The 24022-nt window shown below is 70.2% G+C and carries 22 protein-coding genes and 2 pseudogenes; 14 read left to right on the top strand and 10 right to left on the bottom strand.

Features of this window, described 5'->3' with window-relative positions:
• Positions 1 to 1167: glycerophosphodiester phosphodiesterase family protein (locus K228_RS0116815; RefSeq protein ID WP_029723667.1), on the top strand; the 1167-nt coding region annotated here is incomplete at its 5' end.
• Here the strand turns inward: K228_RS0116815 and K228_RS27335 are convergent.
• From K228_RS27335 to K228_RS0116800, 3 genes and pseudogenes are all read right to left on the bottom strand, one after another.
• Positions 1164 to 1439, bottom strand: a pseudogene (locus K228_RS27335) (flavin reductase). The gene K228_RS0116815 and the pseudogene K228_RS27335 sit on opposite strands and share 4 nt — an antisense overlap.
• Entirely contained in the window at positions 1439 to 1741 is a 303-nt protein-coding gene (locus K228_RS0116805) for a hypothetical protein (RefSeq protein ID WP_025619482.1), read from the bottom strand. The pseudogene K228_RS27335 and the gene K228_RS0116805 overlap by 1 nt, the downstream one beginning before the upstream one ends.
• Positions 1741 to 1962: a hypothetical protein gene (locus K228_RS0116800; RefSeq protein WP_025619481.1), complete on the bottom strand. Its 222-nt coding sequence runs from the start codon at positions 1960 to 1962 to the stop codon at positions 1741 to 1743. Before K228_RS0116800 ends, K228_RS0116805 begins: the two co-directional genes overlap by 1 nt.
• A 212-nt stretch (positions 1963 to 2174) precedes the next feature.
• On the opposite strand from K228_RS0116800, the gene K228_RS0116795 reads away from it, so the two are divergent.
• The 3 genes from K228_RS0116795 to K228_RS0116785 all read left to right on the top strand — a co-directional run bounded on the left by K228_RS0116795 (position 2175) and on the right by K228_RS0116785 (position 3804).
• A complete protein-coding gene (locus K228_RS0116795; protein WP_025619480.1) occupies positions 2175 to 2942 on the top strand; it encodes a DUF5753 domain-containing protein in 768 nt (255 codons plus the stop codon).
• Positions 2933 to 3124 carry a DUF397 domain-containing protein gene (locus tag K228_RS0116790; protein ID WP_018800740.1) on the top strand — a complete coding sequence of 64 codons (192 nt, stop codon included), beginning with the start codon at positions 2933 to 2935 and terminating at the stop codon, positions 3122 to 3124. The genes K228_RS0116795 and K228_RS0116790 overlap by 10 nt, the downstream gene beginning before the upstream one ends.
• Positions 3125 to 3372: 248 nt before the next feature.
• The gene (locus K228_RS0116785; protein ID WP_025619479.1) at positions 3373 to 3804 is read left to right on the top strand and encodes a hypothetical protein; all 432 of its coding nucleotides are present in this window, start codon (positions 3373 to 3375) and stop codon (positions 3802 to 3804) included.
• Between the two features lie 60 nt (positions 3805 to 3864).
• Here the strand turns inward: K228_RS0116785 and K228_RS0116780 are convergent, their stop codons facing one another.
• Positions 3865 to 5277, bottom strand: a complete 1413-nt coding sequence (locus K228_RS0116780; protein ID WP_025619478.1) for a sensor histidine kinase — start codon at positions 5275 to 5277, stop codon at positions 3865 to 3867.
• Positions 5274 to 6029: a response regulator transcription factor gene (locus tag K228_RS0116775; RefSeq protein WP_025619477.1), complete on the bottom strand. Its 756-nt coding sequence runs from the start codon at positions 6027 to 6029 to the stop codon at positions 5274 to 5276. The genes K228_RS0116780 and K228_RS0116775 overlap by 4 nt, the downstream gene beginning before the upstream one ends.
• A gap of 195 nt (positions 6030 to 6224) precedes the next feature.
• Between K228_RS0116775 and K228_RS0116770 the strand changes: the two genes are divergently transcribed.
• From K228_RS0116770 to rny, 7 genes and pseudogenes are all read left to right on the top strand, one after another.
• The gene (locus K228_RS0116770) at positions 6225 to 7037 is read left to right on the top strand and encodes an LmeA family phospholipid-binding protein (RefSeq protein WP_080671618.1); all 813 of its coding nucleotides are present in this window, start codon (positions 6225 to 6227) and stop codon (positions 7035 to 7037) included.
• Positions 7038 to 7088: 51 nt separating this feature from the next.
• Positions 7089 to 9320, top strand: a complete 2232-nt coding sequence (locus K228_RS0116765; protein WP_025619475.1) for an MMPL family transporter — start codon at positions 7089 to 7091, stop codon at positions 9318 to 9320.
• 316 nt (positions 9321 to 9636) lie between these two features.
• A pseudogene (locus K228_RS25750) lies at positions 9637 to 11038 on the top strand (MFS transporter).
• Positions 11029 to 11229: a DUF3046 domain-containing protein gene (locus K228_RS0116750; protein WP_018253570.1), complete on the top strand. Its 201-nt coding sequence runs from the start codon at positions 11029 to 11031 to the stop codon at positions 11227 to 11229. The pseudogene K228_RS25750 and the gene K228_RS0116750 overlap by 10 nt, the downstream one beginning before the upstream one ends.
• 181 nt (positions 11230 to 11410) lie before the next feature.
• Complete coding sequence (gene recA / locus K228_RS0116745; RefSeq protein ID WP_029723666.1) at positions 11411 to 12457, top strand: recombinase RecA; 1047 nt, start codon at positions 11411 to 11413, stop codon at positions 12455 to 12457.
• 11 nt (positions 12458 to 12468) lie between these two features.
• Positions 12469 to 13131: a regulatory protein RecX gene (locus K228_RS0116740; protein WP_025619473.1), complete on the top strand. Its 663-nt coding sequence runs from the start codon at positions 12469 to 12471 to the stop codon at positions 13129 to 13131.
• Between the two features lie 490 nt (positions 13132 to 13621).
• The gene (rny, locus tag K228_RS0116735) at positions 13622 to 15388 is read left to right on the top strand and encodes a ribonuclease Y (RefSeq protein WP_025619472.1); all 1767 of its coding nucleotides are present in this window, start codon (positions 13622 to 13624) and stop codon (positions 15386 to 15388) included.
• A gap of 186 nt (positions 15389 to 15574) precedes the next feature.
• Here rny and K228_RS0116730 read toward each other — a convergent pair whose 3' ends face one another.
• Genes K228_RS0116730 through K228_RS0116715 form a run of 4 tightly spaced genes read right to left on the bottom strand, consistent with a single transcriptional unit; the run spans position 15575 to position 18987 of the window.
• On the bottom strand, positions 15575 to 16549 hold the full coding sequence (locus tag K228_RS0116730; RefSeq protein ID WP_025619471.1) for an amino acid ABC transporter permease: 975 nt from the start codon (positions 16547 to 16549) through the stop codon (positions 15575 to 15577).
• Positions 16546 to 17253, bottom strand: a complete 708-nt coding sequence (locus tag K228_RS0116725; protein WP_018253565.1) for an amino acid ABC transporter permease — start codon at positions 17251 to 17253, stop codon at positions 16546 to 16548. The genes K228_RS0116730 and K228_RS0116725 overlap by 4 nt, the downstream gene beginning before the upstream one ends.
• Before the next feature lie 42 nt (positions 17254 to 17295).
• Positions 17296 to 18177: a glutamate ABC transporter substrate-binding protein gene (locus K228_RS0116720; protein WP_025619470.1), complete on the bottom strand. Its 882-nt coding sequence runs from the start codon at positions 18175 to 18177 to the stop codon at positions 17296 to 17298.
• Positions 18178 to 18231: 54 nt separating this feature from the next.
• Positions 18232 to 18987, bottom strand: coding sequence for an amino acid ABC transporter ATP-binding protein (locus K228_RS0116715; protein ID WP_025619469.1), 756 nt, complete (start codon positions 18985 to 18987; stop codon positions 18232 to 18234).
• A gap of 369 nt (positions 18988 to 19356) precedes the next feature.
• Here K228_RS0116715 and K228_RS0116710 point away from each other — a divergent pair, with 369 nt between their 5' ends.
• The 3 genes from K228_RS0116710 to miaB all read left to right on the top strand — a co-directional run bounded on the left by K228_RS0116710 (position 19357) and on the right by miaB (position 22533).
• Entirely contained in the window at positions 19357 to 19836 is a 480-nt protein-coding gene (locus tag K228_RS0116710; protein WP_025619468.1) for a hypothetical protein, read from the top strand.
• A 263-nt stretch (positions 19837 to 20099) separates the two neighbouring features.
• A complete protein-coding gene (locus tag K228_RS0116705) occupies positions 20100 to 20981 on the top strand; it encodes an LLM class flavin-dependent oxidoreductase (RefSeq protein WP_025619467.1) in 882 nt (293 codons plus the stop codon).
• A gap of 52 nt (positions 20982 to 21033) precedes the next feature.
• A complete protein-coding gene (gene miaB / locus K228_RS0116700) occupies positions 21034 to 22533 on the top strand; it encodes a tRNA (N6-isopentenyl adenosine(37)-C2)-methylthiotransferase MiaB (protein ID WP_029723664.1) in 1500 nt (499 codons plus the stop codon).
• 112 nt (positions 22534 to 22645) lie between these two features.
• Here miaB and K228_RS0116695 read toward each other — a convergent pair whose 3' ends face one another.
• A complete protein-coding gene (locus K228_RS0116695) occupies positions 22646 to 23854 on the bottom strand; it encodes a DUF349 domain-containing protein (protein ID WP_025619465.1) in 1209 nt (402 codons plus the stop codon).
• Positions 23855 to 24022 lie beyond the last annotated feature (168 nt).

Here is a 24022-nt window from a genome sequence, read left to right as displayed (position 1 = left end):
GTGGAGATCGATGTGCGGCGTACGGCTGATGGGCATCTGGTGTTGATGTATGACAGCACGGTGGATCGGACGACGGACGGTACGGGTGCGGTGTCGGAGTTGACGTTGGCCGAGGTGAAGCAGCTGCGGTTGAAAAGGGGTCTGGGTGGGAGTCAGGCGCCGTTGACCCAGGAGCGGGTGCCGACGTTGGCCGAGGCGATGGCGCAGGTGAAGGGCCGCGCCATGGTCAACCTGGACAAGGCGTGGGAGATTCGGGACGAGGTGTATGACGTCCTGGTCGAGACGGACACGCTTGATCACGGCATCTTCAAGGGGCCGGCGTCGCTGGTGGACGCGCAGGCGTTCCTTAACTCCGACCCCGAGATTCTCTACATCCACAAGGTGGACGACGACAACGTGGACGAGATCGGTGCCTTCACCGGTCGTGCTCCACAGGCGTATGAGATTGGTTTTGACCAGCTCACTGATCCGCAGGTGCAGCCGTCGGCGTTGGCGGCTGCGGGGTCGCACGCGCGGATCTGGATGAACACGTTGTGGTACGGCCAGGCTGCTCGCTACACCGATGAGACGTCGTTGCGGGACCCGGCGCAGGGCTGGGGTGCGGTGGTAAATCAGCACCAGGCAAACATGATCCAGACTGACAACCCGGAGCAGTTGGTCAGCTGGTTGGCCAATCGCGACAGCCAGTGGCCGTCGTTGCCGGCGGGCACGGTTCAGGTGCAGGCCGAGGACTACTCGGATGAGGGTAAGGGGATCGGCTACCACGACCTGGATGACGAGAACCGGGGCGGTACGGTGGCCCGCCCCGACGAGGGCGTGGACATCTGCGACAACCAGGGCGCGATAGTGATGTGCTGGATTCGCGGTGGTGAGTGGGTCAAGTACTACGTCGAGGTGCCGGAGTCGGGCCTGTATCGAGTGAGCGCCCGGATGTCGTCGCCGTACTTCCCGTCGGGACGGTTCACGATGACCTTCGGTGACCAGTCGACGATTGGCCCGTTCAATGTGGTGGGCACGACCTCGCACAACGCCTTCGAGCTGCGGGAGATCGAGGATTATCACATCCTGCTTCAGGGTGCGCACGAGTTCACGGTGCGGATGGACGAGGCGGCGTACCAGAACTTCAACATCGACTACTTCCAGTTCGACCTTGTGCAGCAGCGCTAAACCCACCGCAGGAAGCGGCGGTACAGGTCGGCTGCCGGGTGGGTCTGGACCTGGGCTAGCTGCTCGGCCGCTTCGGCCATGAGCGCGCCCAGGTAGACCTGCAGCGCGGTGCGGTCGTTGCGGTATTCGGCCGGCAGGGCGTGTTGGGCTGCCGGGCAGGGCCACTCTGCCTGGCAGCTGCCGCATCCTCACAGCGGGCGCATCGGCAGGTGTGGTCGGTCAGCGGCCGGGTCGCCCGGATTCGGTTGTGGGGGCCTCGGGCTGCTCGTCATCACAGCACCCGGAGCGCGATGGCGGCCACGACGATCACCAGGATGAGCGCCGCGATCACCTGGTGATCGTTAGTGGCTGGCGGCGGGGGTGTGGTCGGCGTGCTCGGCCGCACCCGGTCGCCGTCGGGCAGCGGCGGCGACCCGTGCGGGTCGCGGTACACGCGTCGGTCGGTGTGCGCCGGCCGGTCAAGATGCGCCGGCTGCTTGGGTTGCGTGGTCTGATCGGGATGCGCCGGCTGGTCGGGGTGCGCGGGCTGGTCGCGGTGTGTTGGTTGGTCGGCGGTCGGGTTGTCGTCGGCCATCACAGTCTCCGTAGCCCCGCGAGCACCGCGGCGAGGATGTCGTCACCGGGAACGGTGTGGACGACCCGGGCCCGGCCGACCGCCAGGCCGCCGGAGAGCAGCCGCTCCCACTCCACGTCGGAGACAGCCACCGGGTGGCCGGGGTTGATCGCGTCGACGAGCGCGGCGCGGCGCGTCCGCCGCGGTAGGAGTGGTGCTGGCGCGGTGGTGGTCGTTGGCACGGCTCGCCTCCCGGGTGTGGTGGTTGTTGGTTGTGGAATGGACCGCCCCATCACCCCCCTCCCGGTGGTGGGGCGGTCCGGCAGCGCCTCCGGCGGGTTGGGCCGCCACCGGCTCACGCCGTCTACGGGCAGTTTTCCGACAGTTGTGGGGCCAACACACCGCGTAGTACTAGGTTTCTGGGACGTCTGGAACGTTTGAGGGAGGTTGGAGCATGAACCACGCAGTCATCGCGGCGATGGCGGAGGCGGGTGAGACCGCCGAAAGCCTCGCAGCTCAGATCGGTGTGGACCCGAAGACGGCCGCGAAGTGGGCGAGCCGTGGACGGATTCCCCAGACCCGGCACCGCGCGAAGGTGGCCGCGATCCTCAAGCGGGAAGTGGAGGACCTGTGGCCGGACGCGGTGCGGCGACGCGAGCCAGCCTGGTTCCGTCCGTGGGCCGACATTGAACGCGAGGCGGTGTCGCTTCGCGCGTTTCAACTTGCGTGGGTGCCGGGCCTGCTGCAGACCGCGGCGTACGCCCGGGCGACCCTCGCCGGCGAGGCGCTCAGCCCCGAGGCGGTCGAGGAGCTGGTCGATGTGCGGATCAAGCGACAGGCGATCCTGCGCCGGGACCGCGCGCTGATGTTCATCGCGGTGCTGGACGAGCTGATCCTTCGCCGGTCCGCCTATGGCGACCGGGGGTTGATGCGGGAGCAGTGCGAGCAGTTGGCGGCCTCCGCGGAGTTACCGAACGTGTCGATCCATGTCGTGCCGCTCTCGGCCGGTATGCACCCCGGTCTCGGCGGTCCGTTCACCCTCGCCGAGTTGGAGAAGGGCACAGTGGTGGCCCATGTGGACAGTCAGGCGAAGGCGCAACTGGTCGATGGCGTCACAGATATTGCTACGCTGAGTCGACGGTGGGAACGCATCCGCGGGGAGGCTCTCTCCCGGGCGCAGTCCCGAGACCTGCTCAGGGAAGCGGCATGTTCATGGACCTGATCGGTGCGCAGTGGCGCAAGAGCAGTAAGAGCGGCAACAACGGCGGCGACTGTGTCGAGGTTGCCGGCAATCTTCCCGGCGTCGTGGGTGTCCGGGACTCCAAGGACCCGACCGGTCCGGCGTTGGTCTTCGGTCCAGCGGCGTGGCGGGCGTTCGTCGCCCAACTCCCCGGGCAGCCCTGACCCCGCCCACGGGCAGCCCCGACCACTCCGTAAACACTGAACCCCAACCCGGCCGTAGCCCGGTTGGGGTTCAGTCGGTGCCAGCAGTCGCAGCAGCTGCCCTCGACGCTGCGCGGAGTGGGCTCAACCGCCGGCTGCGGTGGCGGTGCCGTCGTCTCCAGTAGCTAGAGTACGACGGCTGCAGCGGAGATGAGGAGAGCACCTTGATTTCAGCGCGACGCATCCTGCTGGCCCCAGTAGCCACGGGGATGATCTTCATGTTCGGGTGTGCCCCCGGCGATGGCCCGTCGTCGGCGGCGCAACCAACGGGGCCCGCTGCCTCCACCACAGTGACATCGTCGGCGCCAACCGCCGAGGCGGATTCCGATGCTGCCACCAAGGCCGCGTGCGCCGCGGTGGAGGAGAGCATCACCGCCACCCTGAAGAGGGTCGCCGAGGCGGAGAAGGTTGGCCCGCCGGACGGGCACCTTGATGTGAGCCTGGGTTATGCGGTCGGGGTAGGGGGGATTTACGATCATTCCTTCACCAGTAGTGACCAGGTCAGTCACGCCATCAACAATCTCGTGATCGCGATGGGTGACCTCGCCGAAGCCTGGGAGAAGGGGCCGGAAGAGGCGTCAAGTACGGCGGAATTCAGCGCTGCCCACAAGCAGCTCAAGGAAGCTTGCGCGGCTGGCTAGGCGCCCTGACTTACGAGCCACCTGCTGGCCCAGACCTGGCTGTTCTTGATCCCGGGCCGATCAGGCAGCAACGACTGGCAGTCGTACGGTGACTGTTAGTCCCTGCCCGGGTGTCGAGTCCAGTGCCGCGGTGCCGCCGTGCGCTTCGACGATGTCCCGGACGATGGCCAGGCCCAGTCCGGTGCCGCCGGGTGCGGACCGCCCGGGGTCGGCGCGCCAGAATCGGTCGAAGGCGTGCGTCAGCCCCTGGGCGTCGAGCCCGGGTCCCTCATCCTGCACGACGAGAACGGCGTCCTTGTCGTCGTGGTGGACGCGGACCTCGACCGCCGTGCCGGGTGGGGTGTGCCGAACCGCGTTGCCGACCAGGTTCTGCACCACCTGGCGGAGCGCGGTCGCGTCCCCGGTGACGGTCACCCGCTCCGCTACGGCGAGAGTGAGCCGATGGTGGGTGGCGGTGACCCGGAGACTGTCCAGCACGTCGGCGCAGACGCGGCCCAGGTCGACCTCGTCGTGTGCCAGGGGTTGGTGCGCGTCCAGCCGGGCCAGGGTGAGTAGCTGCTCGACGAGGGCGCCCATCCGGGTGCTCTCGGTGCGGATCCGGCGCATCGCCTCGTCCACGCCGTCCCAGTCGGTGATTCCGTCGTTGAGGTAGAGGTCGGCCCAGCCGTGCACCGCGCTCAGCGGCGTACGCAGCTCGTGTGAGGCGTCGGCGACGAAGGTCCGGGTCAGCCCCTCGCTGCGTTCACGCTGGTCGAATGCCTCGTTCAGCGCGGTGGCGACGCTGCCGATCTCGGTGCGCGGGTCGCCCACGGGTACGCGTCGGCGCAGGTCGCCGCGGCCGATCTCCCGGGCGGTGTCCGCCACGGCGCGCAGCGGTCGGAGCCCGGTGGTGAGCACCAGCCGGGCCAGCGCCACCCCCAGGACGACGATGAGCAGCCCCGCGGCCACCTGGACCAGGACCAGCCGGCGCAGCGTCGCCGCATTGTCCGCCAGGGTCACCCCGACCACCAGTCCGGTCACCGGACGGACCTGCCCGTTGATCTCCAACGGGAGGGCCTGCTCGGGGGAAAGCAGCTCGCGGCGCACCCGCAGTGCCGTCTCCGGATCATCACCGATGGTCACCGGGTGCGCCGGCAACTCGTTGACCGGCGGCACCACGGGTGGCCGTGCGCCACCGTGCTGCAGCGGCAGCCGGGCCAGCACCAGGTTGCCCTCGGCGTCGTAGAGGGCCAGGTAGGCGTTGGCGGGCACGAGCTGTTCCATCCCGGCGGTGGGCAGGGCCGGCCCGGCGAGGCGGGCCCGCGCCAAACCCCGGTCGAGGACCAGCTCGATGGTGTTGTCGACCCGTTCGTCGAGGAACCGACGCAACGCCAGGTAGGCGGTGACATCGGCGGCGAGCAGCCCGACCACCAGCAGCGCGACCGTGCCCACCAGCAGCCGGCCGCGGAGGCTCCGCACGGCCGGCCACCTCATTCGGGCGGTTCTCGCAGGACGTAGCCGAAGCCGCGCACCGTGTGCAGCAACGGCGGATCCGAGACGTCGATTTTGCGGCGGAGCTGGCTGACGAACTTCTCCACCACCCCCGGGTCACCGGGGAAGTCGTACTGCCAGACCTGGGCGAGGATCTGCTGCTTGGACAGGACCCGGCCAGCGTTTTCCAGCAGGTGCCGCAGCAACCGGAACTCGGTCGGCGACAGCTCGACCGGCATACCCGCGCGGGTGACCGTGTGCGCGTCCTCGTCGAGTTCCAGGTCGGCGACGGTGAGCCGGTTGGCCGCGCTGGGCCGCCCACCGAGGCGGCGCAGCACCGCGTTCACCCGGGCGACCACCTCCGCCACGCTGAACGGCTTGGTGATGTAGTCGTCGCCGCCGAGGTTCAGCCCGGTGAGTCGGTCCTCCAGCGAGTCCTTCGCGGTCAGGAAGACCACCGCGAGCTCCGGGAACCCGCGGCGCAGGTCGTGGACCAGGTCGAAGCCAGAGCCGTCGGGCAGCATCACGTCCACGATCGCCAGCTCCGGAGCCAGCTCACCGGCGACCGCCAGCGCCTCGGCCCGGGAGCCGGCGGACCGGGCGTCGAACCCGGCGACCCGTAGCGTGCGCAGCAGCAGCTCGGCCAGCGCCGGCTCGTCGTCCACCACGAGCACGCGGGCTCGCCAGACCGAGCTCAGCTCGGCGGTTGACCCCGGCCGTGGTTGCCGGGCGGAACGTCCTGTTGGTCCGGCCATGGCGTCAGTATCTCCGGCGCGGGTATCGGGAACCTGCCAATCGCCTGCCGAACGGCTGACGGTTTGCTGAAGACCCGACGGATCGTCCGCTGAATGCCCCGGGTGGAGCCGGGTTCGAGTCGCCCGATCCGGATCGTCAGCAAACGGGAAGGTGCGCCGGAGGGGACCGGCAGGTCGGTGCGTTTGCCTTGGGGCATGAGCCGGACTGATCTGTCGACCAAGGCCCGCCGACCGCGCCGGACCTCCGCCGGGAGCCGGACCAGATCCCGCCGTACCGACCGCTCGCTGGCCCGCCGGCTGCGGTTGCCGCTGGTGCTGGTCGTCGTCGCGCTGGTGCTGGGCTATGGCGCCGACCGGTTCCTCGCCGCCGCGGTCGAACGGCGGGTGTCCGCGGCGGTCGGCTGTCGGCTCGACGGTGCCGAGCTGACCACCTCGCTGCCCGGCCCGCTCATCGCCCCGCGGCTACTGACCGGGGACCTGGGCACCGTGACCGTGCAGGGCGCCATCGACACTGCGGCCGGGCCTACCGATCTTCAGCTCTCCCTGCGCGACGTGCACGCCCGGCCGTTCTCGGACGAACCGGTGGACGTCGCCGGCGCCGAGGCGACGGTGACCCTGCCGTACGACCAGCTGCCCGGCGCCGAAGCGGGCCAGCAGCGGTTCGAGAACGCCGGTGACCAACTCGCCGTGGTCCGGCCGGGCGTGGTCTTGGGCGGTGACCTTCGCGTGCTGATGGACCTCGCGGTGGCCGGCGAGGAGCTGGTACTCACCCCGGCCACGGTCGAGGTGGCCGGGCAGCAGCTGCCGGTGGACCTGGTCGCCCCGATTCTCGGCGGACGCGATCCGGAGCTCGCGGGGCAGCTGGAGCCGCGCCAGGTCGCCCTGCCGGGCCTCCCGAGTGGTCTGGTGCCCGACCGCGTCGCCGCCGGCCCCGACGGCCTGACCCTGCATGCCAACCTTGACACCAACGAGCTCACGTCCGCCGCCGCGGGCGACTGCCGCGCGTGACACCCCTCGATCCAGTGACCGAGGCCCACCCCACTCCCTTCGGAGGTTTCCTTGCGTAACGCCCTGTATTCGTACGGCCGGCTGGCTGCCCGCCGGCCCTGGCAGCTGCTCACCGCCTGGCTCCTGGTGGCCGCGGCCGTAGTGGGCGCGTGGGTGACGGTGGGCACCAGCATCGACGACGCCATCACCATTCCGGGCAGCGACAGCAGCCGCGCGCAGGAGATCCAGAATGCGGTCTTCCCGGCCTCCGCGCTCGGCAACGGCACCCTGGTATTCCACGACGCGGACTCCTCGGTCACCTCGCCCGAGGGGCGGGCGGCGATCGAGGCCTCGCTGCTGGCGGTGCGAGATGTGGATGGGGTGACGCAGGTGGTGCCCCCATTCCCGCAGGAGCCCGGCCAGCCCGCGCCGCGGATCAGCGCCGACGGGCACACCGCGTACGCGCAGGTCTACTTCGACGTGCCATCCGCCGCCCTCAGCGAGCAGGAGGCCGACCGCGTGTTGGCCGCCGCCAGCCCGGCTGTGGACGCCGGGCTGGAGGTGCTCCCCGGGGGTCAGCTCGCCCAGGCGGCGGCCGGCGGTCCGGGGCACCGCAGCGAGTTGATCGGTCTGGCCGTGGCCGCCGTCGTCCTGCTGGTGGCCCTCGGCGCGGCCGCGGCGATGGCCCTACCCCTGCTCTCCGCGCTGGTCGGGCTGGTGCTCGGGCTCGCCGGCATCGGGCTGCTCAGCCAGGTAGGAGCGATCCCGGATATCGCGACGACGGTGGCGAGCATGATCTCGCTCGGCGTCGGCATCGACTACGCGCTCTTCATCGTCGTGCGGTACCGCACGGCCCGGCAGGAGGGGCAGTCACACGAGCGGGCGTTGGGGGTCGCGGTGGCCACCGCGGGCGCGGCGGTGCTCTTCGCCGGCGCCACCGTCGCCGTCGGCCTGGGCGGCCTGCTGCTGGCCGGGCTGCCGCTGCTGACCGCGCTGGGGTGGACCGCCGCCGTAGCGGTCGGGCTGTCGGTGGTGGCCGCGGTCGGCGTGCTGCCGGCCGTTCTCGGGGCCGTCGGCTCGCGACTCGACGCCGGGGCGCTGCCACGGCGTCGCTCGAAGAAGACACCGAAGGCGGGCTGGTGGCACCGGATCGGCGAGGGGACGGCCCGGCGGCCGTGGCTGGCAGTGGTCGGCTCGCTGATGGTGCTGGCGGTCTTCATCGCGCCGGTGGCGGACCTGGAGCTCGGCCAGCAGGACGGTGGCCACGACCCGGTCGGTACGCCCACCCGGCAGAGCTACGACCTGCTGGAGTCGGCGTTCGGCCCGGGCGTGAACGGGCCGCTGCTGGTCGTCGCCGACCTGGGCGACGCCGCCCAGACCGACCCGGCCACGGTGCAGCGGCAGGCCGCCGCCCTCAGCTCCGCCCTGGCGGACGTGCCCGGCGTGCAGTCCGTCCAGGGGCCGCGGGTCTCCACCGACGGCAGTGGCGCGCTCTGGCAGGTGGTGCCGACGACCGCGCCCAGCGACCCGACCACCGGTGACCTCGTCACCGAGTTGCGCGAGGAGATCCTGCCGCCGCTGGCAACCGACGGTACGCAGCTACACGTCGGCGGCCAGACCGCCGCGAAGATTGACTTCACCGATCAGGTGGCGGAGCGGCTGCCGCTGGTGTTGGCGGTGGTGATCGCGCTGAGCGTGCTGCTGCTGGTCGTCCTGTTCCGCTCCTTCGTGATTCCGCTGACCGCCGCGCTGATGAACCTGCTCTCCGTGGGCGCCGCGTACGGCATCCTCACCTTCGCCTTCGCCGAGGGGCACCTCACGGGGCTGCTCGGGCTGGACGGGCCGGTGCCGATCGAGAGCTACATCCCGCTGATCCTCTTCGCGATCCTGTTCGGGCTGTCGATGGACTACGAGGTCTTCCTGGTCTCGTCGATCGCCGAGCGGTGGCACGCGGTCCGGGACAACCGGCGTGCGGTGGTGACCGGGCTCGGCTCGGCGGGACGCGTCGTCACCGCGGCAGCGTTGATCATGTTCAGCGTCTTCATCAGCTTCGCCGGCCAGGACAACCCGCTGATCAAGATGTTCGGGGTGGGGCTCGGCGTGGCGGTGCTGCTCGACGCGGTGGTCGTCCGTGGGTTCCTGGTGCCGGGGATCATGGTGCTGCTCGGCCGCGCCAACTGGTGGTTCCCCCGCTGGTTGGACCGGCTCATGCCCCGGGTCGACCTGGAGGCGTCCCCCGTGACCGAGGAGACGCCCGACGGGCACCCGCCGGCCGACGCCCAGGCCGCTCTCAAGGCCACCTGACCCGGACGGCGTGCGCTAGACGAGGTGGAGGGTCGCCGGCTGTGCCGCTGCCGGCGGATCGGCGGGCTCACTGATTGACCCGTACGACTTGTGCGAGTTGTACGCAAGGCTCATGAGTGAGCCCGCCGCCGAACTCCCGATATCCGACGCCCGCGACAGCCTGGCGGATGTGGTCTCCCGCGCCCAGCCGGTGATCATCCCGGGCTAGCCGGGTTGGGGTGCTGGCGGTGGGTCGCCGGCGGGTCCCAGCGGTGTCGGTTGGGCGGGATGCGCAAGGATAGGTGTGCCGTTCACCCCTTACCTGCGGGAGTCGTCTGTGACTACCGAGCTGACCGCGCCGGCCCGGATCCGGTCGGATGTGGCGCCGATCCAACGCCGAACCCTGGGGCTGCTGTTCGGCACCCAGATCATTGGTGGCATCGGTGTCACCATCGGGATCGCGGTCGGGGCGCTGCTCGCAGCCCGGATCGCCGGCACCGCGGTCGCCGGCCTAACCCAGAGCGCCACTGTGGTGGGTGCCGCGCTGCTCGCCATCCCGATCACCCGGATCACGAACGGGCACGGGCGTCGTCCAGGGCTGGTCGTCGCCTATCTGGTCGGCGCGGTCGGCGCGGCGCTGGTGGTACTCGCCGCGGTCACCCGAATCGTGCCGCTGCTCTTCCTCGGCAGTCTGCTGTTCGGGGGCGGCACCGCCGCGAACCTCCAAGCCCGGTACGCCGCGGTGGACCTCGCCGAGCCGGCGCGTCGGGGCCGGCAGCTCGCCCTGATCGTCTGGGCCACCACCATCGGGGCGGTGGCCGCCCCGAACTTCGCGGGGCTCGCCGACGCGGTCGCCGGCGGGTGGGGGCTGCCGCCACTGGCCGGCCCGTTCGCCTTCAGCGCCGTCGCCTTCGTGCTGGCCGCCGGCGTGCTCTTCGCACTGCTTCGGCCCGACCCGCTGCGCACCGCGCGGCGACTGTCGGTGGCTGAGTCCATGACGCCCCCGCGCCCGGCGGCCGAGTCCACGACGCCCTCGCGTCCGGCGGCCGAGCCCATGACGCCTCCGCATCCGGAGGCCGAGCCCATGACGCCCCCGCGCCCGGCGGCCCGGCGTGGCGCGGGGATGCGGGCGGCCTGGCAGGTGGTCCGCGACCGCCCGGCGGCCCGGCTCGGCGTCGCGGCGGTGGCGGTCGGGCACGCGGTGATGGTGGCGGTGATGTCGATGACCCCGGTACGGCTCGGCGAGTCGCATGGCGACGCGGACGTCCTACGGGTGGTCGGGATCGTGCTGAGCCTGCACATCGCCGGCATGTACGCGCTGTCCCCGCTGGTGGGCTGGCTCGCCGACCGGCTCGGCCGGCCGGCGGTCATCCTCGGCGGGGTTGGGCTGCTGCTCGCCGCGTGCGCCGTCGCCGGCACCGCCGGCCACCACACGCCGCAGCTCTCGGTGGGTCTGGTCCTGCTCGGGTTGGGTTGGTCCGGCACCATGGTGGGCGGCTCCACCCTGCTGTCGGAGTCGGTGCCGGCATCGGTGCGGCCGAGTGTGCAGGGCTTCTCCGATCTGACCATGGGGCTCGCCGGCGCCGGCGCCGCCGCGGTCAGCGGGTTCGTCATGCGGGCGGCCGGCTATCCGGTGCTCACCCTGCTGGCGGCGATCGTGGTGGTGCCGTTGGTGGCGTTAGCGTTACGTCGAGGGCCCACCGGGGGCGCCCGACCGGGAGGATGACACGTGCGGCTGACCGACTTTTGGGCGCGGCTGGAGGAGACGTTCGGGCCGGGCTACGCGGCCAGCATCGCCAGCGACCAGGTCCTGGCGCCCCTCGGCGAGCGGACGATCGAGCAGGCGCTCGCTGCGGGGGAGGAGACCCACGTCGTGTGGCGTGCGGTGGTCGCCGCGTACCCGGACCGGGTGCCGGCGCGGCTCCGTTGAGCAGTCATTTCGTTACGTTCGCGGGTCGCGCCGCTGCTCGTACACCTGTTCGGCTATTGTCCACAGCGAGGAGCTTATCCACAGCTCGCGGCATGGTCGCTGGTGTTCTGTCGGACCATGCGCCTAGCGTGTCCGCGTGACGCGAAGCTCAGCGAAGTCGGCGAAGGCAGGGGTGGCGACGATGGCGGCAGTGCCTGATCGGGAGAGGGCACTCGACCTTGCTCTCGCTCAGATCGATAAACAGTTCGGCAAAGGTTCGGTGATGCGACTGGGGGAGCGCCCGGTCGTGCAGACCGCGGTGGTTCCGACCGGGTCCATCGCGTTGGATGTGGCCCTCGGCGTGGGCGGCCTGCCCCGGGGGCGGGTCATTGAGGTCTACGGCCCGGAGAGCAGCGGTAAGACGACGGTGGCACTGCACGCGGTGGCCAACGCCCAGCGCTCCGGCGGCATTGCCGCCTTCGTTGACGCCGAGCACGCCCTCGACCCGGAATACGCCCGGGCCCTCGGCGTTGACACCGACGCCCTGCTGGTCTCCCAGCCGGACACCGGCGAGCAGGCCCTGGAGATCGCGGACATGCTGGTCCGCTCCGGTGCGCTCGACATCATCGTCATCGACTCGGTGGCCGCGCTGGTGCCGCGCGCCGAGATCGAGGGTGAGATGGGTGACAGCCATGTGGGTCTCCAGGCCCGGCTGATGAGCCAGGCCCTGCGCAAGATGACCGGTGTGCTCAGTCACACCGGCACGACGGCGGTCTTCATCAACCAGCTCCGCGAGAAGATCGGCGTCATGTTCGGCAGCCCCGAGACCACCACCGGTGGGCGGGCGCTGAAGTTCTACGCCTCGGTCCGGCTCGATGTGCGCCGCATCGAGAGCCTCAAGGACGGCACCGACGTGGTCGGTAACCGCACCCGGGTCAAGGTCGTGAAGAACAAGGTGGCCGCGCCGTTCAAGCAGGCCGAGTTCGACATCATGTACGGCAAGGGAATCTCCCGCGAGGGGTCACTGATCGACGTGGGCGTCGAGCAGGCGATCATCCGGAAGTCCGGTGCGTGGTACACCTACGAGGGCGACCAGCTCGGCCAAGGCAAGGAGAAGGCCCGCGAGTTCCTTCGGGAGAACCCGGACGTGGCCGTCGAGATCGAGAAGAAGATCCTGGAGAAGCTCGGCGTCGGTGCCGGCACGGGTGACGCCGCTGGCGGTCCGGAGTTGCCGCCGGTCGACTTCTGAGCAGGATACCGGTGCCGTCACGACGGGCCCGTACGGGGCGGGGGTGGGATGCCAGCCCGCCGCGCACGGGTGACGCCACCGCGGCGGCTGCCCCCCGCCGTGGCCGACGTAACGCCGACGCCGCGACCAGCTCGGCCTCGCCCACGGACGAGGCCGAGCTGGCGCGGGAGGTCTGCCTGCGGCAGCTCGCCGTGCGTCCGCGTACCCGGGCCGAGCTGGCCCGGGCGCTGACACGGCGGGGCATCTCGGCGGAGGTCGCCACCGCGGTCCTCGACCGCTACGACGAGGTCGGCATGATCGATGATGCGGCCTTCGCGCGGGCCTGGGTCTCCAGCCGGCACGCCGGCCGTGGCCTCGCCCGCCGCGCCCTCGCCACCGAGCTGCGCCAGCGTGGCGTCGATGGTGATGTGGCGAAGGCCGCGCTCGGCGAGCTGGACGACGAGACCGAGGCAGAGACGGCCCGTGCCCTGGCGGAGCGGAAGCTGCGTGCCGCCCGGGGGGAGCCGGACGCGGTGTTTCGGCGACTGGTCGGCATGTTGGCCCGCAAGGGCTATTCGCCGGGGGTGGCGATTCGGGCGGTGAAGGAGGCCCTCGCGGCGCAGAGCGCCGAAGCGGCCGAGTTCGCGGAGCAGATCGACGCTGAGGCGCTCAGCGACACCGAGGTCGATCCCTGACCAAGGGCTTACGTGGCCGCTTGGTCACAGCCATGTCGGCCAGAGACGATTACCTCCTTTTTGTGCGCTTTCACCCGATCATTGATCAGCATTGCGTAACGCTGTAAATCCGCTCCGTTCGGATGCATTGATCATGGTTTCCTTGACCGGACCGGCTCCGGGGACCTAGCCTCGCCATAAGGCTCACATTGCCCGACCAGCGCAGGCAAAGCGCACAACATAGATCGTGTAACAGAACCGCATCACTTTCGGCCGATTCGTTGGCCCTGTGTCAGCTCCGGACCCGGCCGGTCCGGAGCCGACGCGACAACTGCAGCTGCCGTCGGCAGTGCCGCCGCGGCACCGCCGACGGGAGGGCTCCCCTTTCGGTCAGCCGCTCCGGTCGGGCGTCCAGAGCCGCGGGAGCGCGCCCACCGCACGTTGCCGGCGGCGCGACGGTCAAGGGGAGGCGCGCGATGGCGAGGCGGCAGGGGTCGACAGGAAGTTCACCATGAACGGGCTCGACGCGGTCCTCCTCGTGGCCGTCCTGCTGCTCACCGTCATCGTGGTCGGTGCGGTGCTGATGGGTGTCCGGGCCGTCCGCGGCATCGCCGGCACCTCGCGGCCCGAGGACCCGGCCTTCATCGCGGAGAAAGACCGCCAGGAACAATCCCTCGCCGCGCTGCGGTCGGCCGCCGACGAGGCGAACAGCACCATCGACGCGGCGAAGTCCGCCGCCGCCGCGGCCCGCACCGAAGCCGCCGCCGCCCGCGCCGAGGCCAAGGCGGCCCGCGCCGAAGCCCGGCGGGTGCTCGACGGTGCCCGCGCCGAAGCCGACACCCTCCTGGAACGGGTGCACAAGCAGGCCGAGGCCGAAGCCGAACAGCTACGGACCGCCGCCCGGCGCAGCGGAGAACGGGAGGCCGCCGTCCTCGCCGTGACCACCCGGGAACAGGCGGCTGAGGTGGAGCGGCGGGCCGCCCGGATGGACGACCGGGAGCGGCTGCACACCGAGGAGGTCGAGCGGCTCGCCGAGCGGGATCGGCAGCTCAGCGCCGCCAACGCGGCCCTGGAGGCCCGGGAGTCGGCGCTCGCCGAGCGGGACCGGGAGCTGGAGCAGGCCGAGCAGCAGCGACGCCGCGAGCTGGAGCGGGTCGCAGGGCTCACCGCGGAGGCGGCCCGCGGCGAGTTGGTCGAGGCGATCGAGGCGCAGGCCAAGCGGGAGGCCGCGCTGCTCGTCCGGGACATTGAGGCCGAGGCGCGTAGCACGGGCGAGGAGCGCGCCCGGCACATCGTGGTTGACGCGATCCAGCGGGTGGCCAGCGAGCAGACCGCGGAGAGCGTGGTCAGCGTGCTGCACCTGCCGGGCGACGAGATGAAGGGCCGGATCATCGGTCGGGAGGGGCGCAACATCCGCACCTTCGAATCGGTCACCGGAGTCAACCTGATCATTGACGACACCCCCGAGGCGGTGCTGCTCTCCTGCTTCGACCCAGTGCGTCGGGAGGTCGGCCGGCTCACCCTGGAGAAGCTCGTCCTGGACGGGCGTATCCATCCGCACCGGATCGAGGAGGTGCACGACCTGGCCCGGCAGGAGGTGGCGCAGCTCTGTCAGCGCGCCGCCGAGGATGCCCTGGTCGAGGTTGGCATCACCGAGATCCACCCCGAGTTGGTCGGCCTGCTGGGCCGGCTGCGCTATCGCACCTCGTACGGGCAGAACGTGCTCAAACACCTCGTCGAGAGCGCCCACATCGCCGGCATTATGGCCGCTGAGCTGCGGTTGGACGTGCCGACGATCAAGCGGTGCGCGTTTCTGCACGACATCGGCAAGGCGCTCACCCACGAGGTCGAGGGCAGCCACGCCATCGTCGGTGCCGATGTCGCCCGCAAGTACGGCGAGAGCGAGGACGTCGTGCACGCCATCGAGGCGCACCACAACGAGGTGCCGCCGCAGACCGTTGAGGCGGTGCTCACCCAGGCCTCGGATGCCTGCTCCGGGGGGCGGCCGGGGGCCCGCCGGGAGAGCCTGGAGGCGTACGTGCGGCGGCTGGAGCGGATCGAGGAGATCGCGGGGGGCAAGCTCGGCGTGGAGCGGGTCTTCGCGATGCAGGCGGGCCGGGAGGTCCGGGTGATGGTCCGGCCGGACGACGTGGACGACATCAGCGCCTCCGTGCTGGCCCGGGACGTGGCTAAGCAGATCGAGGAGGAGCTGACCTATCCGGGGCAGATCCGGGTCACCGTGGTCCGCGAGTCCCGGGTCACCGAGATCGCCCGCTGACTGTGTGGCGCGCCGGCCGCGCCAGTGTTGTGCCAGGTGCGCCACCGGCTGTGGCAGCCGGGCGCGGCCGAAGCTGGTGTGTCCCCTGGCCTGCTCGGCGTCTCCTGGCCTGCGCTGCGCCTACTGGCTTGGACCGCGCGACGGCCGGCCCCGGAGTGGCCGGGTCGGCCGTCGCGCGGGGATCGACTAACTGTCGCCGTTAGCCTCGGAGATTCTCGCCTGGGAGGCGAGGGCGGCGGCCGGCGGCTGTGCTGGCGTGTCGGCGGCCCGCCGGCCGCGGGAGAGCCGCCGCTGGACGGCCTGGGCCAGCTTCGACAGCGAGTAGTTCACGGCGATGAACAGCACGGCGAGCACGGTGTAGACCTGGATGGGGTTGTCCAACACACCGATGATCTGCTTGCCGATGTTGAGCGTCTCCTCATAGCTGATGATGAAACCGAGCGAGGTGTCCTTCAGGACCACCACGAGCTGGCTGATCAGCGCGGGAAGCATGATCCGGAATGCCTGCGGAAGCAGGATCATCCGGGTGGTCTGCAGCGGGGCGAGACCAATCGCGGCGGCGGCCTCGGCCTGCCCGCCGGCGAGGCCCTGCATGCCGGAGCGGAGGATCTCGGCGATCACCACGGAGTTGTAGATGGTGAGGCCGATGACCAGGTACCAGAGATTGTCGAAGGTGATGCCGAACTCGGGAAACCCACGCGCCACGAAGAAGATCGTGATGACGACGGGGAGACCTCGGAAGACCTCGACGCAGAAGCGGGTGACGACCGACAGCGTGAGGTTCAGCCCGCGCAGCAGGTAGGCCAGTTGCGGGGCGAGCCCGGCGTAGCGGCGTTGGGCCAGGCCTTTGAGCTGGATCCGCAGCACCGCCAGCAGGGTGCCGACCACCAGCGAGGTGACGATGGCCAGCGCCGCCGCGATGAGGGTGTTCCTGATGCCGACGCCGAGTCGTTCCCAGACCAGGGCGAAGTTCTCGTTCCCAGGGTCGATCAACGGACCCCACAGTTCCATCGAGAACTGGCCGGTCTCATCCAGCGGCTGGTAGATCAGGAAGTACGCGCCCACCAGCAGCCCGATGAGGGCGGCGACGCTGCCGAACAGGGTGATTCGGCGCTGCCGTGGCCCGGGAACGTCGTAGAGGACGCTGCTCTGCTGGGTCATCGAGCCACCGCCTGCCGCCGTTCGACCCGGTCCAGGAGTGCGCCCAGAGGTACAGTCATGATCAGATATCCGATCGAGATGCCGATGGCGACTGGAATGAAGGGTTCGCCCCCAGCTGAGGTGAGTTGGTCCGCGGTCTGGGACAGGTCGCCGATGACACCGAAGAAGCCGATCAGCGCCGAATTTTTGATCATCGCGATGATCACGGACCCGAGTGGAACGACCGACGCCGTCCACGACTGCGGCAGCACCACGTGCCGCAGGTTTTGGATGAAGGTCAGCCCGAGGGACCGGGCCGCCTCCGCCTGGCCGGCGGGCACCGCGTTCACGCCGGAGCGCAGCGCCTCGCAGACGAAGGCCGCGGTGTAGAGCACCAGGGCGATCAGCGCGAAGCGAAAGTATGGCAGGTCGGTGCCGAGCCGGCTGAACACGATGTCGAGCCCGGGGATGCGGAGGAAGTCCGCGTTGGAACCGAGCGCGGGGAGGCCGAAGGCGGCGAAGAACATGACGATGGTCAGCGGCAGGTTACGGAAGGTGTTGACGTAGGCGGTGCCGAGCGCCCGCAGCGGCGGAACCGGGGAGATCCGTAGCACCGCCACGACGGAGCCCAGGATCAGGGCTCCGATCGCGGCGAGGAAACAGATCTGGAGGGTGAGCCAGAATCCACTCGCGAAGACGTCGAACTTGTCGATGAGTACACTCACGGTCGGTCTCTCTCCCCACCCTCCAGATCAGCCCGGCTCAGATCAGTAGCGCACGATGGTCGGCGGGGTGCCCAGTTCGGCACCGAACGTGCCGGCGGTGTCGTCCCAGGCCTTCTGCCAGCTGCCGTCGGCGTACGCCTTCTCCAGGATGTCGTTGATGAAGTCGCGGAACTCGGTGTCGTCCTTCTTCACCCCGATGCCGTAGGGCTCCTTGGTGAAGTTCTCGCCGGCCAGCTTGAAGGCGTCCTCGTCGTCCGCGATGTAGCCGAGCAGGATCACGTTGTCCGTGGTGACGGCGTCGACCTGGCCACTCTGGAGCGCGTCCCGGCACTTGTCGTAGGTGTCGAACGGCACCAGCTGGGAGGGGATATCCTTGAGGTACTTCTTGATCTCCTCGATCGGCGTGGAGCCGGTCACCGAGCAGATCTTCTTCGTGCCGTCCTGGAACGACTCAGGACCGGTGATCGAGGTGTCGTCCTTCTTCACCATGATGTTCTGGCCGGCCTCGTAGTACGGGCCGGCGAAGGAGACCCGCTCCTTGCGCTCGTCCTTGATCGTGTAGGTAGCGACGATCATGTCGACGCTGCCATCGGCGATCTTGTCCTCGCGGACCTTTGAGGGAGTCTCCACCCACTCGATCTTGTCCTCGGGAATACCCAGCTCCGCGGCGATGATCTTCGCGATCTCGACGTCGAAGCCTTCCGGCTGGCCGGACAGGCCCTTGAGGCCGAAGCCCGGCTGGTCGAACTTGGTGCCGATGGTGATCGCCTGGGCCTCGTTCAGGCGCTCCATGGTGCTGCCGGCGGCGAAGGACTTGTCGCTGCCCGCGTTGCCGGTCTCCTCACCAGCGTCGTCACCACATGCGGTCAGGCCGAGCGCCAGTGCGGCGACCGCGGCGAGCACCGCAGTGCGCTTGGTACGCATATCTGTCTCCTTCTTCGACGGGGCGCGCCGGGGCGGCGCGCCCACAACGGACGCTTAGTGCGTGAGGATCTTGGAAAGGAAGTCCTTGGCCCGCTCGCTGCGCGGGTTGGCGAAGAACTCCGCCGGGGGTGCGTCCTCGACGAGTTGCCCGTCGGCCATGAAGACCACCCGGTTGGCCGCGTGTCGGGCGAAACCCATCTCGTGGGTGACCACGACCATCGTCATGCCCTCGCGGGCCAGGGAGGTCATCACGTCCAGCACCTCGCCGACCATCTCCGGGTCGAGGGCGCTGGTCGGCTCGTCGAAGAGCATCGCCTTGGGCTGCATCGCCAACGCCCGGGCGATCGCCACCCGCTGCTGCTGACCGCCGGAGAGCTGGGCCGGGAACTTGTCGGCCTGGTTGGCGATGCCGACCCGGTCCAGCAGGGCCAGGCCGCGTTCGCGGGCCGCCGCCGGCTTCTCCCGGCGCACCTTGATCGGCCCGAGGGTCACGTTCTCCAGGATGGTCTTGTGCGCGAAGAGGTTGAACGACTGGAACACCATCCCGACCTCGCTGCGCAGCTTGGCCAGGGCGCGGCCCTCGGCCGGTAGTGGCTGGCCGTCGAAGGTGATGGTGCCGGAGGTGATCGGCTCCAGTCGGTTGATGGTGCGGCAGAGCGTCGACTTGCCGGAGCCGGACGGCCCGATCACCACGACGACCTCGCCGCGTCCGACCGACAGCGAGACGTTGTCCAGTACGTGCAACGGCCCGAACCACTTGTTGACCGATTCCAGCACGATGAGCGGTTCGCTCGTCGTCACGTCGTCCACCGTCCCTGTCGTCACGGATGGGAGGCCGAATGACCTCCGGTTGGCAAACTCTAGGCGGGGAGATGTGGCGTGGGGTGGCTCAGATGGTCACGGAGCAGTAACACCCTTCCGCGATGAGCTGGGGAGGCGGCTTTCTGACCGCTCGGTGGGCCCCCATGGGGTCGGTTTACTCCGTGTCGTACGGCGGAGCGCCGCCCTATACCCGATAAAGTGTCATCTTCTTGCTCGTTACCGCACCATCACTCGAGGGAATTTTGCCCGGAATGGTCACAGACCGGTAACTTGCCCCCGACTGGAGTTAAATGCCCCCCACCATCGTCAGTAAGGCCCGATCCGGGGCCGGTGAGACGATCGCAGCGAGGAGGCGGCATGACCGAGCTGTGGAACTGGAGAATCGACCAGGCGCGGCCGACGGAGGTCTGGCCAGCGCTGGCCGAGGCGCTCGGCCGGGTGGTGATGCCCCTGGCCGTCGCCGACCCGGCGCGCCTACCGAGATACGCCGTGGTCTGTGACATCTGGCAGGCGCCGGGAGAGTTCGCCACCATCGTTGACTGTTACGGCGTGCCGGACACCCTCGCCGAGCTGCCCAGCGTCGCGACCCTGGCCCGTCTGCTGGACCGCAACTGTGTACTGCGGGACGACACCCTCGACGAGACCCGGCACCTGCTGGTGGCGCCGGACGGAACGATCCGCCCGGTGCACTTCGACGTCCGGGAGACCGACGACGGCGAGGTGCTCAGCCGCCAACGGCTCTGCACCGAAGCCAACCCGGGCTGTCGCGGCTGGTCCCGGTGCCACCGCTCCCGCTGGGCCCCGGACTCGGTGCTACCCGCCCTCGCCGCCGCCTGACCCGCGCGGCTGCGGGGGCCCCACGGTGTTGGCGATGCGTTACACCGGGCCGACCCGGAGCCCGCCGGCGGCCCGCGCGCGGAGAAGACGATGACCCACTCACGAAGTGGGGCGACTCGCTAGGCTGGGGTCGTGCAACTACCGCAGCTCGCGAGCCGTACCTGCTCGGCCCGTCCGGGCCGGTGGGACAGCTTGACGGCGCCGGCCTGGACGTCGAGGACCTTCAGGCTTGCTCCGCCGACGACCCGTCCCGGTTGTTGACCATGCGAGTTGGAGTACTCATCCTGCCGTCCGCTTCCTGGACGCAGGCTGAGGAGATGTGGCGAACCGCCGACGAGCTGGGCTTCGCCCACGCCTGGACGAACGATCACATCGGCTGGCAGGACATGGTCGGTAAGGAGTGGTATTCGGCGGTGCCGATCCTGGCCGCCGCGGCGGTCGTCACCCGTCGGATCCAGTTCGGCACGCTCGTCTCGTCGCCGAACCTGCGCCACCCGGTGCCGTACGCCAAGGAGGTCGTCACCCTCAACGACCTCAGCGGCGGGCGCTTCGTCCTGGGCATCGGTGCCGGTGGGAGCGGAGTCGACGCCATCACCCTCGGCCAGGAGCAGGAATGGACCGCCAACGAACGCGCCGAGCGGTTCGCCGAGTTCGTGGAGTTGATGGCCCGGCTGCTGTCCAACGCCGTCACCGACGCCGACGGCAAGTACTACCAGGCGCGACAGGCGCCCATCACGCCGGTGGACACCCCGCCCGTACCCATTCCGCTGGCCATCGCCGCCTACGGTCCCCGTGGCATGGCCCTCGCCGCGCGCCACGGCGAGATCTGGGTGACCAACGGCCGGTCCCCGCGTAACGGGGTCGTTCCCCCGGTGGCCCGACCCGACGACGTCGCGGGACAGGTACGTCAGCTGGCCGACATCTGCGAGACCGTCGGCCGTGACCCGGCCACCCTGCGTCGGCTGTTGATGTACGTGAACCGGGAGCCGCCGGCGCTCGCCTCCCTGGACGTGTTTCGAGAGACCGTCGACACGTACCGCCGGGTGGGAATCACCGACCTGGTCGTGCCGTTCCCCGGGTTGGCGCCCTTCGACACGAGCATGGAGGTGCTCGAACAGGTAGCCGGGATTCTGCCCGACCTGTGAGTGGTAGCTCGATTCCGATCCATCCGGGCAGCCCGGATAGGCTGTCGTGGTCATGACTACCGCAGCGGCGAGCAGCCCCCGCACCTACCAGGTGCGCACCTACGGCTGCCAGATGAACGTGCACGACTCCGAGCGCATCTCCGGCCTCCTTGAGCAGGCCGGCTACCTGCGGGCCGAGGCCGCCGACGACACCCCGGACGTGGTTGTCTTCAACACCTGCGCCGTGCGGGAGAACGCTGACAACCGGCTCTACGGCAACCTCGGTCAGCTGCGTCCCCGCAAGAACCAGCACCCGGAGATGCAGATCGCGGTGGGTGGCTGCCTGGCGCAGAAGGACCGCAGCGAGATCGTCCGGCGGGCGCCCTGGGTGGACGTGGTCTTCGGCACGCACAACATCGGGTCGCTGCCGGTGCTGCTGGAGCGGGCCCGGCACAACGCCGCCGCCGAGGTGGAGATCCTGGAGTCCCTCGAGGTCTTTCCGAGCACCCTGCCGACCCGTCGGGAGTCAACGTACGCGGGTTGGGTGTCGATCTCGGTTGGCTGTAACAACACCTGCACGTTCTGCATCGTGCCGGCGCTGCGCGGCAAGGAGAAGGACCGCCGCCCCGGCGACATCCTCTCCGAGGTACGCGCCCTGGTCGACGAGGGTGTGTTGGAGGTGACCCTGCTCGGGCAGAACGTCAACTCCTACGGCATCGAGTTCGGCGACCGGTACGCGTTCGGCAAGCTGCTGCGGGCCTGCGGCGACATCGACGGTCTGGAGCGGGTGCGGTTCACCAGCCCGCACCCGAAGGACTTCACCGACGACGTGATCGCCGCGATGGCCGAAACCCCGAACGTCTGTCCCTCGCTGCACATGCCGCTGCAGTCCGGCTCCGACGACATGCTGCGGGCGATGCGACGCTCGTACCGGTCGGAGCGGTTCCTGGGCATCATCGAGAAGGTGCGGGCGGCGATGCCGGACGCGGCGATCACCACGGACATCATCGTCGGCTTTCCCGGCGAGACCGAGGCGGACTTCGAACGCACCCTCGATGTGGTGCGGGCGGCGCGGTTCTCCTCGGCGTTCACCTTCCAGTACTCCAAGCGCCCCGGCACCCCTGCCGCGACGATGGCCGACCAGCTGCCGAAGGCGGTGGTGCAGGAGCGCTACGAGCGGCTGATCGACTGCGTCGAGGAGATCACCTGGGCGGAGAACCGGCGGCTGCTGGGGAAGACCGTCGAGGTGTTGGTGGCCGTCGGTGAGGGGCGCAAGGACGAGCGCACCGGCCGGCTGTCCGGGCGGGCCCGCGACGGTCGGCTGGTGCACTTCGACGCCGGCAGCCTCGCCGGGCAGATCCGCCCCGGCGACCTCGTGCAGACCGTGGTCACCTACGCCGCCCCACATCACCTCAACGCCGACGGTGAGCCGCTCGCGCACCGGCGTACCCGGGCCGGCGACGCGGCCGAGGCGGGGCAGCGATCCCGTACCGCTGGCGTGTCGCTCGGGTTGCCCACGGTCGGCGCTCCGCCGCCGACGCCCCCCGCGGCCTCGTCGGCCTGCCCCCGCTGACCCTGGGGCTGACGCTGCGCGGTTGATCCCCTGAGCCTCCCGCAGCCCCGGGGCTGAACACGCCGCGGGCCCCGGTTCACGAGGAACCGGGGCCCGCGGGCGGCCTAACGGATCAGCTGGACTGCTCGGCCAGGCTGAGGAACTGACGCTTGGAACTGAGGGCCTGCTCGGCGTCGCGGACCCGCCGGGCATCCCCGGCGGCCTTGGCCCGGGCCAGCCGCTCCTCGGCCTCGGTGACCTGCGCCCGCATCTGCGCGAGCAGGGGGTTGTCCTGCGGAGAGGTGCGCCGCCACGCGGAGTCCATCACCTCGCGAACCTTGTCGTCGACCGCGCGCAGTCGACGCTCCAGGCCCCCCGCCGCCTCCCGGGGCACCCGTCCGGCCTCGTGCCACTGCGCCTGGATCTCCCGGAGCTTCGCCTGCGCGCCCTTCGGGTCACCGTCGACGTCCAGCGCCTCGGCCTCCGCCAGGAGTGCCTGCTTGCGCTCCAGGTTGGCCCGCTGCTCGTTGTCCCGGGCGGAGAAGACCTCGCTGCGCCGGGTGAAGAACGCGTCCTGTGCGGCCCGGAACTTCTCCCAGAGCCGCTGCTCGGCCTCTTTCGACGCCCGGGGCGCGACGCGCCACTGGTTCATCAGCTCCTTGAGCTGGCTGGCGGTGTGGGCCCACTCGGTCGAGTCCTGGAGCTTCTCGGCCTCGACGACCAACTCCTCCTTGATCGCCTGCGCCTGCTTCCGCTGCGCGTCCAGCGAGGCGAAGTGGGCGCCCCGGCGGCGGGTGAAGCCATCCCGGGCCGCCGCGAACCGCTTCCACAGCTCACCGTCGGTCTTCCGGTCCACCCCGCGGATCGACTTCCACTCCCCGAGGATCTCCTTGAGCCGGTCGCCGGCCGTCTTCCAGCCGGTCGACTCGGCGGCCAGCTTCTCGGCCTCCTCAACCAGCGCGGTCTTGCGGGCGAGGGCCTCGCTCCGGGCGGCGTCGCGGGCGGCCCGAGCCTCGGTGGCCTTCTCCTCCGCGAGGTTGGCGAGCCGATCCAACCGGTTGGCGAGGCCGTCGATGTCGCCGACGACGTGCGCTTCGGCCAGCGAGGCGCGTAGCCGGCGGATTGTGCTGAGCGAGTGGTTCGCATCAGCCGCGCCCGAGTTCAGTCTCGCCTCGGCCAGCCCCACCTCGGTGATCAGATCGGCGAACCGGCGGGCGAAGTGCGCCAGCCCCTCCTCCGGCGCACCCGCCTGCCAGGAACCGACCACCCGCTCGCCCTCAGCGGTTTTCACGTAGACGGTGCCGTCTGCGTCCACCCGTCCGAAGGCAGTCCAGTCGCTCATGTGCCCATCCTCGTTCTCCCGGCGTCACGGGTCAGTCCCGCGAGCGCCGCCACGGCGCAGCCCAACGTTCTCCACGGCATTGTCACAGGTGTGCCCCCGCCCCCGTCGAGCGCCTATCGCCGACCGTGACCATACGGTGTCCTAGCGCCCCGACGGGCCCGGATGGGG

The sequence above is a fragment of the Salinispora cortesiana genome (assembly GCF_000484695.1).
GTDB classification, from domain to species: Bacteria; Actinomycetota; Actinomycetes; order Mycobacteriales; family Micromonosporaceae; genus Micromonospora; species Micromonospora cortesiana.
Note: the sequence above shows the minus strand (reverse complement) of the source record. Positions and strands in the feature narration are given on the sequence as shown.